We start from the raw sequence: 15,099 nt of genomic DNA, 5'->3' as shown, positions 1-15,099 counted from the left end.
TAAAAAGTATATCAAATAAGGTAATTCTTGAGCCAAAAATCTTAACTATCACAGCAACAACAAGAGATTCTTATAATTGATGAAGGTAACAAAATCAGTCCCTGAAACCTTACAGATACGAGAGGAAGGTGATATTTTATGGATAGGGCTTAATCGTCCAGATAAACGCAATGCGTTTAATGATGAACTCATTTTGGGCATTGAAACGGTTTTCGAAAATATTCCTTCTCATATTCGTTGTGCCATTATTTATGGAATTGGCAAGCATTTTTCTGCTGGTTTGGACTTGTCCGAACTAAAGGAGCGGGATGCGGTACAAGGTATTTTTCATTCAAGAATGTGGCATCGTGTACTTGAAAAGGTACAGTATGGTGCTGTTCCTGTAGTGGCAGTCTTGCACGGTGCTGTAGTTGGTGGTGGCTTAGAGTTGGCAGCAGCTTGTCATATTCGGGTGGCTGAGAAAAGCACTTTTTATGCCCTACCCGAAGGTCAAAGAGGAATATTTGTGGGTGGTGGCGCTGCCGTTCGATTACCAAAATTAATCGGTATGGCACGTATGACTGATATGATGCTGACAGGGCGTGTGTATCAAGCCGAAGAAGGCGAGCGAATAGGACTAGCACAGTACCTAGTTGAGGAAGGGCAAGGCTTGGAAAAAGGGAAAGAATTGGCTCAAAAAATAGCGTCCAACGCAGGAATGACCAATTATGCTCTTACCCACGTGCTTCCAAGAATAGTAGATAGCGGTCAAACAGAAGGGCTTTTGTTGGAAAGTATGATGGCTGCCATTGCTCAAAGTGCTCCTGAAGCCAAACAGAGATTAAAAGACTTTTTGGAAGGACGAGCCAAAAAAGTGGGAGAATAAGTAAAAGACCTAATTATAAAATAGGCGATGCACTAAAGTTCAGTGGCTATATTGGATGGTGCATTTTCGAATAAAATTTTTATCTCTTTCAAGTTATGGAGTTCAAGAATGTAGCTTTTGGCCCCACCCAAACCATCAAGACCCACAATCCTGATGGGAGTATTTTATTTCGGTTAAATAGCGAATTAAAACCTTTTCCCAAAACTATTACGGATAGGCTCTGGGAGTGGTCGCTTCAACAACCTGAAAAAACTTTTATTGCCCAGCGTAACCAAGAGGGAATTTGGCAAGAACTAAGCTATGCAGACACCTATCAGCAAATGTGTTCAATAGCACAGCATTTGTTGAATATGGGTTTTGAGAAAAATGATACAGTGGTTATTCTCTCCGAAAATAGCCTTGAACATGCGCTTTTGGCGTTAGCTTCAGTACATATCGGTATTCCATATTCACCAATTTCGCCTGCGTATTCCTTGGTGTCGGAAGACTTTTCTAAACTTCGTCATTGTTTAGAAAAAATGACACCAAAACTGGTTTTTGTACAGTCTGAACAAGTTTTTGAAAGAGCAATTCGATATATTGAAAATACCTTTCCTGAGATTGAGATATTGGTATCACAGGGTGAAAAATTTCCTAATATATCCTCTTGGCGGTACTCAACTATTACTGATGCAGTATCGCATGCTCACCAAAAAGTGACAGGTGATACCGTTGCTAAAATACTATTTACCTCTGGCTCAACGGGTTTACCCAAAGGTGTTATCAATACCCAACAAATGTGGTGTGCTAATCTCCAACAGATTACACAGAGTTTTCCTTTTATGCAGGAGCAAGCTCCTGTTTTTATTGATTGGCTTCCTTGGAACCATACTTTTGGCGGTAATCACAATTTTGGTTTGGCGCTTCATAATGGCGGTACACTCTACATAGACGACGGAAAACCTAGTAGTAAAGGCATTGAAGAAACGGTAAAAAATCTTCGAGAAATATCTCCTACGGCCTATTTTAATGTTCCAAAGGGTTTTGAAATGTTGATTCAATATTTGGAAAAGGAAGAATCATTAAGAAATACTTTTTTCAAAAATCTTCAAATTATATTTTATGCTGGCGCTAGTTTGGCACAGCCTATTTGGAATAAGTTGGAAGAACTCGCTATTCGGACTATCGGTGTAAAAGTGCCTATTATAACAGGTTTAGGTTGTACAGAATCAGGTCCTTCGGCTCTTTTTGCGAATTGGGGAGGTGCTTTTTCGGGCTTGTTAGGCGTGCCAGTAGCAGGGCTAGAGGTAAAATTAGTGCCTTTGGGAGATAAGTCTGAGGCTAGATATAGAGGTGCCAATGTGACAAAAGGATACTGGCGAAATCCAGAGGCAACGGTACAAGCTTTTGATGAAGATGGTTTTTATAAAACAGGTGATGCTGTAAAGTTTTTGGACGAAAATAATCCTGATAAAGGATTGATTTTTGACGGCAGAATTGCCGAAGATTTTAAACTTTCAACGGGTACATGGGTCAACGTGGGCGTGATGAAAACCAAAATCATTTCCTCTGGATCACCCATTATTCAAGATGTGGTTATTGCAGGGCTCGACCAAGACTATATTGGTCTAATACTTTTTCTCAATACCGATGCCTGTTACAAGTTGACTGGACACACAACGACTATTTGCGCATCAGAATTATATGAACATTTGTCAGTAAAAACATTTATAGATACTTGGTTGAAAGAATTTAACGCTCACGCCACAGGTAGTTCGACTAGTATCGGCAAAGTGATTATTGCCCACGAGCCTCCATCGATTGACAAAGGCGAGATAACCGACAAAGGTTCGCTTAACCAACGTGCAGTTTTGACAAATCGGCAAGATTTGGTACATCAGTTATTTCATAGTTAGGTTTTGAGTATTAGGGCACAGGCAACAGGCACAAGGCAAAGAGTGTTAAAATGACAGACATGCTTTTACCTAAAGCCCCCCTGCCGAAAGCTGATACCTGAAAGCCGAAAGCTACAACCAATATCCCTCAATCGTCAGTAGAAGTTTATTTCAATAAAATTATTATCCAAAAAACCATTCATACGAGCATTTTGCTCAAATTTATTTCCCTAAAAATCCCCTTGTATTGACGTATTGAGGGTTTTTCTTTTTTAAGATGAATATAGAATCAAACATATTTCTCATTTCTGGTGGCGCCTCTGGGTTGGGCTTGGCCACGGCACAAAACATTGTTTCACAAGGCGGAAAAGTTATTTTATTAGACATAAATGAACAAGCTGGGCAACTTGCACAAGTAAGTTTAGGCGATTCTGCGCTTTTTTGTAAAGCTGATATTGTGGATGAAACGCAGGTGTCACAAGCGATTGAACAAGCCCTTTCTCATTTTGGAAAAATCAACGGCGTCATCAATTGTGCGGGAATTGGACCCGCCAAAAGAGTTGTGGGTAAAGATGGTCCACACGATTTAGGTTTTTTCCAGAAAGTCATACAAGTCAATTTGGTTGGGGTATTCAATGTACTTCGTTTGGGGGCAAATGTCATGCAGCACAATACGCCCAACGGACAAGGCGAAAGAGGAATCGTAATCAATACCGCTTCGGTCGCAGCCTTTGATGGGCAAGTCGGACAGGCGGCCTATTCAGCATCTAAAGGTGGAGTGGTAGCGATGACGCTACCTATCGCTCGTGAATTCGCTCGCATGGGTATACGAGTGATGACGATTGCTCCAGGAATTTTTGAAACACCTCTACTCGCAAATTTGTCTAGCGAAGCACAAGCATCTTTGGCTCAGCAAATTCCTTTTCCTCCAAGACTAGGAAAACCTGAAGAATTTGCGAAATTGGTACAACAAATCATTGAAAACACCATGCTCAATGGCGAGGTAATCCGCTTGGATGGTGCTATTAGAATGGGAATGAAATAATACAAAACCTTTTACTATGAAAAAAATAGTTACCTGTATCTTAGGTCTAATGCTCGGATATACAGCTCATGCACAAGAAGTTATCCGATTGTACGAAGGCAAAGCCCCAGGTTCAGAAAGCTGGACTTGGCAGGAGTCAGAGTTAACCAATGCTAATTGGGGTGGTCGAACTGCCTATAATATTGTTGATCCAACGATTACAGCCTATTTACCAAATCCAAGCAAAGCAAATGGTACAGCTATCGTAGTTGCGCCAGGGGGAGCTTTTCATACTTTGTCGATAGATAATGAAGGGGTTGACGTAGCCAAATGGTTGAATGAAAGAGGTATTGCGGCATTCGTCTTGAAATACCGAGTAGCACGCTCTTTTACAGAAAATCCTATCACTGAGTTGATGGGTAAAATGAGTAATATGAAGGCGCTCGACCAAGAAAATGCGGCTGTAATTCCTTTAGCAACACAAGATGGACGTAAGGCAATTCAGTATATTCGTCAGAATGCAGAGAAATTTCATATCAATCCAAGCAAAGTTGGCATGATGGGATTCTCAGCAGGAGGAACATTAACTATGTCGGTAGTTTATACAGCCAACGATGCTGAAAGACCCAATTTTGTTGCCCCTATTTATGCCTACGAAAAAGCTATTTTAGGCAATAAAGTTCCAACTCAACCGACGCCAATTTTTGTGGCGGCCGCTTCGGATGACCAGCTAGGTTTTACTTTGCATAGTTCTTCTATTTATAGCAAATGGACGCAAGCCAAACAACCCGCTGAGTTACATATTTACGAAAAAGGAGGTCATGGATTCGGTATGAGTAAGAAAAATATTCCTACTGACACATGGATAGAACGCTTTGGAGATTGGCTACAGTTGCACGGTTTGACCACTCCCGAACCGCCAGCGCCAGGCTTAGCTTTTTTCTGTGAAATAAAAGTTTTACTAAGCGAAGCTCTCACGGTAGGTCAGACCCCACATGGATTACGACGCATTATCCCAATTGTAGGAGGTACCTTCGAAGGACCAAGTATCAAAGGACAAGTATTGTCGGGTGGTGCTGATTGGCAAATCGTAAGAAGCGATGGCGTGGCAGAATTAGATGCTAATTACCAAATCAAAACAGATGATGGGGTTATTATTTATGTGAAAAACAATGGATTGAGAGTGGCCTCTCCTGAAATCGCAGCCAAAATTGCCAAAGGCGAGAATGTAGATCCTTCACAATATTATTTTAGAACGATTCCGACACTAGAAGCACCCAAAGGAAGATATGAATGGGTAAATAATAGTTTATTTTTATGTAAAGGTATTCGTAAACCCGACCATGTTTTGATTCAGATTTGGGCGGTGAAATAGAATTAAAGTAAATAGGCACAAAGTACATGTTTAGAGTATAATTGATTTTATTTGGCATTTATAAAAAGAATAAAATTTCCATTCGCCACTGCTTACTTTTCTTGTCTTGACACAAGAAAAGTAACAAAAGAAAGTCAAGAAATCCTAAACTCGCCTGCGGCTCAAACAATAGGATTTCATAAAAATAAATGAAAAAAATATTTTTAGTGACTCATAAAGAAGCTGTTTAAACTTTCTTAAAATTGCTTGCGTCAGCAATGAATTTATACTGTTTGAGCGAAGCGAGGTGGAACGCCACTCCGATTATAAATTCTTGAATTTTTTGCGGCCGCCGCCGCGGTTACTTTTTGTTTTAAGACGAGAACTCCTAGTTAAAAAGTAAGATGAAGAATCAATAAAATATGTTTTTTGAAAAGTTTAAACAGCTTCAAAATTTAAACATGCTCTAAGTATGAGTGCTGAGTTACGAGTTTTGAATGTAGTTTTTTGATTATTAGTATTTTATATTCATAATTCACCACTCACAATTCAGCATTGATACTTAGCTCAGCCCTTTTTTAAAATATATCTATCCAAAAAGCACATTTTAATTTATGAAAAGAATTCTTTTACTCTTCATTACTTGTCTGTTTTTCAGCAATGTAAATGCACAAAGCGCTCAGGGAAAAGTTGAAAGCTTTGTGATTAATGCTAAAACTTTACAAAATACAGGTGGAGAAAACCCTAACCGTAAAATCTCGGTATATCTTCCTCCTAATTACGAAAGCACCCAAAAAAGATTTCCTGTGGTGTACTATTTACATGGCTTCATGGGCAATGATAGTATCACAACAGGCATGAAAGCGATTTTGGATAAGAGTATAGCTCAAGCCAAAATCCGCCCTTTTATTTTGGTTATTGCCAGTCAATATACCCTTTTTGAGGGCAGTTTTTATAGTAATTCAGCCCTGACAGGAAACTGGTCAGAATTTGAAGCTAAAGAATTGGTTACCAACATCGACCGCAAATACAGAACCATTGCCAACCGCAATAGCAGAGGTATTGGCGGACATTCGATGGGAGGTTATGGCGCTATCAAAATCGGAATGTTGTACCCAGAAGTATTTAGTTCGGTATACGCCATGAGTCCAGGGTTGTTGATGATGGTCAAAGAATTTGGTGCTAATAGCGACTCATTTAAGGAACTTTCTAAAATAAAAACAGTCGAAGAATTAAGAAAATCCTACTATCCAAAAGTATTGGTTGCCGTAGGACGAGCATGGTCTCCAAATCCAGCTAACCCACCTTTTTATTGTGATATGCCTTTTACCTATCAAGGCGACAGTCTGCAAGTAAATCAGGCAGTGGTAGACAAATGGAATGCTAATTTTCCTGTATTGATGGCAGATAAATACGCGGATAATCTTCGTAAACTCAAAGCTATCAAATTGGATTGGGGAAGAAACGATGCACAGCGCTTTCCGATTCAGTGCGGCGCATTTAGTCAAAAATTGGAAAACCTTGGTATTGAGCATTTTGCAGAAGAGTATATTGGAAACCATGTGAACAAAATTTGGACAAATGATGGCAGAGTTTTGAATGATTTGCTTCCATTTTTTAATGATTATCTGGTTTTTGAATAACATATACGCTCGATAAAATGCTCGCACTATTAGGATTTTCGACCATTGCTATTTTTTTATTTTTAATCATTACCAAACGTCTTTCTGTGATTACTGCTTTGGTAATCGTACCGCTTTTGGCAGGGATTATTGCAGGATTTTCTCCAAAGGAATTAGGAGAAATGATGCTTGCAGGCATGAAGCAAGTAGCACCAACAGGCATATTGTTAACCTTTGCGGTACTGTATTTTGCCACGATGCTCGATGCTGGACTTTTTGACCCAGTAGTTGCTTTTATCATCAAGTATGTAAAAGGCGATCCGCTCAAAGTTATTCTCGGAACAGCCATATTGACCATGATTGTGCATCTAGATGGCGATGGTACCGCCACTTTTATGATTGTGCTTTCGGCTTTTTTACCCATTTACAAACAGCTAAAAATCAATCGCTTAATATTGCCTTGTATTGTTGCGTTGAGTGTGGGGCCGATGCATCTTGTACCTTGGTCTGGCACTTCGGCACGAGCTATTTCTACACTCAAATCGGATGCAGTACATATTTTCAACCCTAATATTCCTGCAATATTAGCAGGGCTAGCATGGGTTTTATTTGTGGCATATTTTCTAGGAATGAAGGAAAGAAAACGATTGGGAGTAGTAGATTTTGCCTATAATCATCAAGAAAATCTTTCTGAACATGAGAGAAATTTACGTCGTCCCAAACTCATTATCCTCAATGCTATCTTGACGATTAGTTTAATTGTGATACTCATCAAAGGGCTCATTCCTGCGCCTGTGTTGTTTCTACTGGCAAGTATGTTGGCGCTGTTAATCAACTATCCTAGACTGAACGACCAACAAAAAGTATTGCGTGGTCACGGTATGAATATTTTTCTGGTATCGAGTATGATATTTGTGGCGGGAATCTTTTCAGGGATTCTTACAGGTACCAAAATGATTGACGCTATGGCCAACGAATTGGTATCTTTGATTCCTCAGCATCATGCCAATCTTTTGCCTTTACTTACATCGATTACAAGTTTGCCTGCAAGTATTCTCTTCACGCCAGATGCCTATTACTTTGGTGTAGTGCCTATTTTGAGTCAAACTGCAACACAATTTCACTTAGATTCATTAGAAATAGGGCGCGCTGCTTTGCTTGGACAAATGACGGTTGGTTTTCCGATTAGTCCTTTGACAGCATCTACTTTTTTATTGATTGGTTTAACAGAAGTAGATTTGGGAGAACATCAAAAGTTTACCTTCAAATGGGCTTGGGGTACTACCCTCGTGATGACGATTATGGCTTTATTGACAGGTTCGATACATATTTAGCAAATGAAAAAAGATAAAATAAGAATAGGATGCGGAGCAGGTTTTTCTGGTGATCGGATTGAGCCAGCGCTTGTATTAGCTGATCAAGGCGAATTGGATTATCTTGTGCTAGAATGTCTAGCCGAAAGAACGATAGCCTTAGCTCAAAAAAGAAAATTACAAGACGCTTCTAAAGGTTACGACCCGCTTTTAGAGAAGCGAATCAAATCATTATTGCCATTATTAGTCAAAAATCAAATAAAACTCATTACTAATATGGGAGCGGCAAATCCACTAGCTGCCGCCCACAAAGTCATTGAGATAGCCAAAGAATTGAATTTATCCATCAAGGTTGCAGCCGTGACGGGTGATGATGCAACACAATGGGTAAAAAATAGCTCAAATAATTTTACCGTTTTGGAAAATGGACAAGAGCTGAATGGTTATGAAGTAATTTCTATCAATGCCTATATGGGTGTTGAAGGAATTTTGGAGGCTTTAACCGCTGATGCGCAAATTATTGTCACAGGAAGGGTGTCTGATCCTTCATTGTTTTTAGCACCCATGATTCATGAATTTGACTGGCAAATAGATGATTTTGATTTGTTGGGAAAAGGTACAGTGATTGGACACCTGCTCGAATGTGCGGGACATATTACTGGAGGGTATTTTGCTGAACCCATCATGAAACCAATAGAAGGACTGGCAACTTTGGGACACCCTTTTGCCGATATTTATGCCGATGGTTCTGCTATTATTAGTAAAGTAAAGGGCACTGGAGGTAAAATTACGCTGCAAACTGCCAAAGAACAGCTTTTGTACGAGGTCATCAACCCGCATGAATATTATACTCCCGATGTAATTGCTGATTTTACAACAGTCAAATTAGAAGAAATTGGCGAAAACCAAGTTTGGGTAACAGGCGGTACGGGAAAAACTAGACCATCAACTTACAAAGCAAGTGTTGGCTATAAAGCATTTTATCTTGGCGAAGGTGAAATTTCTTATGCTGGATTCAACGCAGTTGGACGTGCCAAATTGGCGGGGGAGATTTTATCCCAAAGATTAAAGCCTCAATTCGAAGCATTTAGAATAGATTACATTGGCTTAAATGCTATTTTTCGAGAAGAGTTTAGTACTAAAATGAAAGTAGAGGAGTCCTATTTACCCGAAGTAAGATTGAGAGTATCAGGAAAAGCCTCAACCGCCGACGAAGCCTCATTGATTGGAGAAGAAGTTGAAGCGCTTTATACCAATGGTCCTGCGGCAGGTGGGGGTGTTCGAAAAAATGTGAATGAAGTAATAGGCATCGTTTCTATTCTGATTGACAGAAATTTATTAAAAGCAGACGTAGACATTTTAAGCGCATGAAACTTTACGAAATAGCCCACAGCAGAGCAGGTGACAAAGGAAATACTCTTACGCTATCACTGATTCCTTTCAAAGAGTCTGATTATGAGCTACTTTGCAGTCAAATTACAGCTCAGAAAGTACAAGAACATTTACAAGGTATCGTAGAAGGAGAGATTATTCGATATGAATTACCCAATATTTCAGCATTACTATTTGTTTGTCAACAAGCATTATTGGGTGGAGTTACCACCTCTTTGGCGATAGATACCCATGGTAAAACGTTGAGCTATGCACTTCTTGAAATGGAAGTCTAATTACATATACAGTAGTTTTCTAAATACTCCACTTAAATCCGAATCCTTTCTTAAAACCATCAAATCTACTATTCTAGTAAGATTTGATGGTTTTTTTTGTAAAATGAAAAAATCTATCTTACATTTACATCGTACACGATATAATTGTAAAAAATCAAAATAATGGAGCAGAAATTTTATGACTTGTCAGCTAAGACACCTGCTGGCAAAGAAGTCTCAATGTCGGAGTTTGCAGGTAAGGCTGTACTAATAGTCAATACCGCAACTAAGTGTGGACTTACGCCACAATTTGAAGGATTAGAACATTTACATCAAAAATACAAAGACCAAGGTTTGGTAGTTTTGGGATTCCCATGTAATCAATTTGCGGGACAAGAGCCAGAAACTAATGATACCATCGAGCAAGTTTGCCAAATGAATCATGGTGTTACTTTTCAGTTAATGGCAAAATGCGATGTAAACGGAGACGGTACCCATCCTGTTTTTAAATATCTAAAAAGTAAAAAAGGAGGATTGCTAGGGAGCAGTATTAAATGGAACTTTACTAAATTCTTAGTTGATAAAAATGGTAAGGTAATTAAGCGTTATGCCCCAGTTACCAAACCTGAAGCGATTGAGGACGATATTCGTAAGGCTTTGTAATATGTCAGAAGAATCAGAAGTATTGAAGCTCGAAAGACAGCTTTGCTTTCCATTATATACAGCTTCTCGACTTACAACACAGTGCTATCAACCAATTCTCCAAGAATTGAATCTTACTTACCCTCAATACTTGGTTATGTTGGTTCTATGGGAAAAAAATAATTTGAGTCTTTCAGACATTGCTCAAAAATTATTTTTGCAGTCTAATACATTAACTCCTTTACTGAAGCGGATGGAAGAATTAGGCTTGTTGACCAGAACACGATCTAAACAAGACGAGCGTAGTATCTGTATCTCCTTGACTGAAACAGGTGAAAAACTCAAGACACAAGCTGAACAAGTACCTTCTAGGTTAATGCAACAAATATCTTTAACCAGAGATGAAGCCATTCAACTACATACCTTATTATATAAGCTCATACAGGATTAACAAAATACCTACAGCCGATTCTCTCAAGAATCGGCTATTTTTGTACCATTAAGTTATTTATTTTACTTAAATGGTATTTTGAAAATCGGTATAGAAGAATACACCTATATTTGAAGGATATTTCTTCTGAAAATAATATTTGAAAACTGTACCCGAAATGGAGGGTTAAAATTTCCTCGATTCTCATTCCAAAATGTGTCTAAGCATTTGTCGGGGTATCTCCAACGAGGACAAAAATCTGAATCCCTTCGACGAGATAGATTCTCAAAAATTTTCTCATGAATAAATTGTATTATTCAAATAGCACTGACTGATTTAATGAGCTTGTTTGTACTTTTACATTATGATTGATAAAATGATTACATACGATAACCTTCTTACTCCACCTTGAGTCATTTCTTGACCCAATTTTCCTTCCTTGATTTGTTTCGTTATTAAGGTACATTTTTCTAGTACACTCATTAAAACATCATCGCCCTTTGGCTGATGATAGACTATTCTCTAGCAATGATTCAGTTATTCAATTTTAAACAAAAGGTAGACTATAAAACAGAAATTCTGGCAGGATTGACGGTTGCGATGACCATGATTCCAGAATCTCTTTCTTTTGCTATCTTGGCAAAGCTTCCACCTTTGGTTGGTTTATATGGTGCCTTCATTATGGGTCTTGTAACTTCTATTTTTGGAGGTAGGCCAGGCCTTATTTCAGGAGGAGCAGGGGCAACTGTGGTTGTACTCATCGCTCTGATGAATTCTCATGGACTCGATTATGTTTTCGCTGCTATTATCCTTGGCGGAATTTTTCAATTATTAGTAGGTGTATTTCGTTTGGGGAAATTTATTAGACTGGTTCCACAACCCGTTATGTATGGATTTGTGAATGGCTTGGCTGTCATTATTTTTATGGCTCAGTTGGAACAATTCAAAACTGTGGTTGATGGACATTTGGTATGGTTGTCAGGTTCAAATCTCTATACAATGTTAGGATTAGTAGCTCTTACTATAATCATTGTGATGGGCTTTCCTCGAATTACCAAAGCTGTTCCATCTTCGCTAGTCGCAATAATAGTTGTTGGCTTTATTGTATTTTTCTTTAAAATAGATACTAAAACCGTAAAAGATATTGCATCGGTAAGTGGTGGTTTACCACCTTTTCATATTCCACAAGTGCCACTTACTTTTGAGACATTACAAATTATATTCCCTTATGGTTTGGTAATGGGTGGCGTAGGTCTAACAGAGGGACTTCTTACGCTCAACGTGGTCGATGAAATCACTGAAACTAGGGGAGACGGAAATCGAGAGTCTCTAGCTCAAGGCGCCGCTAATATCCTCAACGGCTTTTTTTTTGGCATGGGGGGCTGTCCGATGATTGCTCAAACGTTAGTAAATATTTCAGCTGGCGCACGTGCCAGACTTTCGGGTATCGTGGCGGCTTTTACGATTCTGTCAATAATTCTTTTTGCCTCTCCAATCATTGAAGCATTGCCTATGGCAGCCTTAACAGGTGTAATGATGATGGTGGCGATGGGTACGTTTGAATGGATGAGTTTGAAAATTATCAACAAAATGCCTAAAGCGGATATTGTTGTAGGAGTTTTAGTCGCATTGATTACTATTTGGCTTCACAATTTGGCATTAGCAGTACTTATAGGCGTGATTATTTCAGCATTAGTCTTTGCTTGGGAAAGCGCCAAACGCATCCGTGCACGAAAGTTTATGGATGAAAATGGAGTTAAATATTATGAAATTTACGGACCACTATTCTTCGGTTCAACTACAGCATTTATGGAAAAGTTTGATATTCAAAATGACCCGCAAGAGGTGATCATAGACTTTAAAGAAAGCCGTATTGCCGATATGAGTGCCATAGAAGCCGTTAATAAATTGACAGAAAAATATTTAAAATTAAACAAAACGGTTCGTTTACGTCATTTAAGTACTGACTGTAGAAAGCTACTTCAAAATGCCAATCAAGTAATTGATGTGAATATCATTGATGACCCTACCTATCCCGTTATGGAATAAGTATAAATTACCAACGTAAACAGTCGCAGAGGTCCAAGAAGAAAGAATCTTCCTCTTCTTGGACTTCTGTATTTAATTGAAAAGCCTTCTTTGAAAATCGATAAAACTGGCAACGTTGCCGGTAACGATTGCACTAAAAAAGACAGTTTTTTATTTGTTAAGTTCAATATTGAAGTCCAATTTCGAAGTGAAAAGCAATGATTTTAGCTCAATTGCCTTTAAACCCTTTTCATTTAGGGACTTTCTTGGATAGATATTCTGTATAAAACCAAGATTGAACTATGACATTTAATCATTTAGACGGTTTATGAAAACTCATTTTCTTCGTTGGGCTGCAGCCTTAGTTGTAGCTACTCCTCTTACCAGTTTAGCGCAAAAAACTCCATCTTATAGTTGGGATAATTTGCCGAAAATTACTCAACCAAGTTTCAAAAAAGATACCCTCAATATTCAGAAATTAGGTGCTAAACCAGACGGTGTTACACTCAATACCGAGACCATCAATAACGCTATAAATACGATAAGCAAAAAAGGTGGTGGCGTTGTATTGGTTCCCAAGGGCATCTGGCTAACAGGACCTATTGAGTTGAAAAGCAATGTTAACTTACATGTTCAAAAATCAGCTATCGTACTTTTTACAGGTGATAAAAGCCAATATGCGCTCGTAGAGGGTTCTTATGAAGGTAAAAAAGCTGCTCGTAACCAATCTCCAATTTCGGCAACAGGCGTTGAAAATATTGCTATCACAGGCAAAGGCATTATCGACGGAAACGGAGATGTGTGGCGTGCCGTTAATAAAGCTCAATTGACAGAAGGGCAATGGAAAGAGAAAGTAGCTTCGGGGGGTGTTGTTAGAGCCGACGGCAAGGCCTGGTATCCAAGCGAACAATTTTTGAAGGCTAGTGTTGAAGGCAAAAGTATGCTACTCACAGATGGTAAAAAACCTGCCGATTTTGCCGATATGAAAGATTTTCTTCGTCCTAATTTGTTGGTTTTGACACAATGTAAAAAGGTTTTAATAGATGGTGTTACTTTTCAAAACTCGCCAGCTTGGTGCTTACACCCCTTGATGACTGAAAATTTGACGATTAGAAATGTCGTAGTCAAAAATCCTGAATATGCTCAAAACGGAGATGGAATGGATATCGAATCTTGTAAAAACTTCCTAATTGAAGGTTGTACGTTGGACGTAGGTGATGACGCGATTTGTATTAAATCAGGAAAAGATGAAGAAGGTCGTAAACGTGGTATGCCTACCGAAAATGGGATTATCCGTAACAACGTTGTATATAATGGTCACGGAGGTTTTGTAATCGGAAGCGAAATGAGTGGTGGCGCTCGCAACCTCTTTGTGTATGACTGTACGTTTATGGGTACCGACAAAGGGCTACGTTTCAAGTCTGTTCGCGGTCGTGGGGGAGTTGTTGAAAATATTTATGCTAAAAATATTTATATGAAAGATATTGCTCAGGAAGCTATTTTCTTTGATATGTACTATTTTGTAAAGTTCGCCACAGATTCTCCAAGAGATGAACGTCCGATTGTCAATGAAGGAACTCCTATTTTCAGAAATATGAAATTTGAGAATATTGTTTGTCATGGAGCTAAAAAGGGCATCTTTGTGCGTGGATTACCAGAAATGCCTATTCAAAATATTGCTATCGAAAACGCGACTTTGCAAGCAGAAGAGGGAGCTATACTGATAGATGCTAGTGGAATCACTTGTAAAAACGTAGCATTACTTTCTGAAAAAACTGAACCAGTTATTTCAATAGAAAATAGTCAGAAAGTAACTTTCGAGAATATTGAGGTAAACAAAGGTGCCAAAAGATTCTTTACAATTAGTGGTGAGCGTACCAAAAACATTGCTGTTTCAAAAACAAAATTGGAGCAAGCTAACCAAAAAGTAGAATGGAAAGACGGTGCTGTAGAGTCTGTTCTTTCGATAATGCCTTAATTCGGCAATTTTTATCCAAGACATTAGGAATACTCAACAATTGTTCCGTTATTTGTCAAAAATTAAAACAAATGCAAACAGGAACAGTAAAATTTTTCAATGAGTCAAAAGGTTTTGGCTTCATTTCTCCAGAAAATGGTGGAGAGGATATCTTTGTCCACATTTCAGGATTAGTAGATTCAGTTCGTCAAGATGACAAAGTTGTTTTTGACGTAGCTCAAGGTAAAAGAGGATTAAATGCCGTTAATGTAAAGTTGGCTTAATATATAAGATATAACTGATCATTTCTTTTAAGCACGCCTTTCGAGGTGTGCTTTTTTTTT

Annotated in this window: 13 protein-coding genes; all 13 read left to right on the top strand. The window is 38.6% G+C overall.

Features of this window, described 5'->3' with window-relative positions; genetic code table 11:
* The first annotated feature begins 79 nt into the window (after nt 1–79).
* The 13 genes from QM524_RS21035 to QM524_RS20975 all read left to right on the top strand — a co-directional run bounded on the left by QM524_RS21035 (nt 80) and on the right by QM524_RS20975 (nt 15,039).
* Complete coding sequence (locus QM524_RS21035; protein WP_283346083.1) at nt 80–865, top strand: crotonase/enoyl-CoA hydratase family protein; 786 nt, start codon at nt 80–82, stop codon at nt 863–865.
* Nucleotides 866–960: 95 nt separating this feature from the next.
* Nucleotides 961–2,760 (top strand): feruloyl-CoA synthase, encoded by a 1,800-nt coding sequence (locus QM524_RS21030; RefSeq protein WP_283346082.1) that lies wholly within the window; start codon nt 961–963, stop codon nt 2,758–2,760.
* A 256-nt stretch (nt 2,761–3,016) separates the two neighbouring features.
* The gene (locus QM524_RS21025) at nt 3,017–3,784 is read left to right on the top strand and encodes a 3-hydroxyacyl-CoA dehydrogenase (RefSeq protein WP_283346081.1); all 768 of its coding nucleotides are present in this window, start codon (nt 3,017–3,019) and stop codon (nt 3,782–3,784) included.
* A 16-nt stretch (nt 3,785–3,800) separates the two neighbouring features.
* Complete coding sequence (locus QM524_RS21020; RefSeq protein WP_283346080.1) at nt 3,801–5,138, top strand: DUF3237 family protein; 1,338 nt, start codon at nt 3,801–3,803, stop codon at nt 5,136–5,138.
* A gap of 593 nt (nt 5,139–5,731) precedes the next feature.
* A complete protein-coding gene (locus tag QM524_RS21015; RefSeq protein ID WP_283346079.1) occupies nt 5,732–6,760 on the top strand; it encodes an alpha/beta hydrolase in 1,029 nt (342 codons plus the stop codon).
* A gap of 17 nt (nt 6,761–6,777) precedes the next feature.
* Nucleotides 6,778–8,073: a CitMHS family transporter gene (locus QM524_RS21010; RefSeq protein ID WP_283346078.1), complete on the top strand. Its 1,296-nt coding sequence runs from the start codon at nt 6,778–6,780 to the stop codon at nt 8,071–8,073.
* A gap of 3 nt (nt 8,074–8,076) precedes the next feature.
* The gene (locus QM524_RS21005) at nt 8,077–9,423 is read left to right on the top strand and encodes an acyclic terpene utilization AtuA family protein (RefSeq protein WP_283346077.1); all 1,347 of its coding nucleotides are present in this window, start codon (nt 8,077–8,079) and stop codon (nt 9,421–9,423) included.
* On the top strand, nt 9,420–9,719 hold the full coding sequence (locus tag QM524_RS21000; protein WP_283346076.1) for an AtuA-related protein: 300 nt from the start codon (nt 9,420–9,422) through the stop codon (nt 9,717–9,719). The genes QM524_RS21005 and QM524_RS21000 overlap by 4 nt, the downstream gene beginning before the upstream one ends.
* A 162-nt stretch (nt 9,720–9,881) precedes the next feature.
* Nucleotides 9,882–10,361 (top strand): glutathione peroxidase, encoded by a 480-nt coding sequence (locus QM524_RS20995; protein ID WP_283346075.1) that lies wholly within the window; start codon nt 9,882–9,884, stop codon nt 10,359–10,361.
* Nucleotide 10,362: 1 nt separating this feature from the next.
* The gene (locus QM524_RS20990) at nt 10,363–10,791 is read left to right on the top strand and encodes a MarR family winged helix-turn-helix transcriptional regulator (protein ID WP_283346074.1); all 429 of its coding nucleotides are present in this window, start codon (nt 10,363–10,365) and stop codon (nt 10,789–10,791) included.
* A gap of 507 nt (nt 10,792–11,298) precedes the next feature.
* Nucleotides 11,299–12,819, top strand: coding sequence for a SulP family inorganic anion transporter (locus tag QM524_RS20985; RefSeq protein ID WP_283346073.1), 1,521 nt, complete (start codon nt 11,299–11,301; stop codon nt 12,817–12,819).
* A 307-nt stretch (nt 12,820–13,126) separates the two neighbouring features.
* Nucleotides 13,127–14,776 (top strand): glycoside hydrolase family 28 protein, encoded by a 1,650-nt coding sequence (locus QM524_RS20980; RefSeq protein ID WP_283346072.1) that lies wholly within the window; start codon nt 13,127–13,129, stop codon nt 14,774–14,776.
* A 71-nt stretch (nt 14,777–14,847) separates the two neighbouring features.
* On the top strand, nt 14,848–15,039 hold the full coding sequence (locus QM524_RS20975; protein WP_166551966.1) for a cold-shock protein: 192 nt from the start codon (nt 14,848–14,850) through the stop codon (nt 15,037–15,039).
* Nucleotides 15,040–15,099: the final 60 nt, after the last annotated feature.

The sequence above is a fragment of the Flectobacillus roseus genome (genome assembly GCF_030056595.1).
Taxonomy (GTDB): domain Bacteria; phylum Bacteroidota; class Bacteroidia; order Cytophagales; family Spirosomataceae; genus Flectobacillus; species Flectobacillus roseus.
This window is presented reverse-complemented; position numbering and strand designations above follow the sequence as displayed.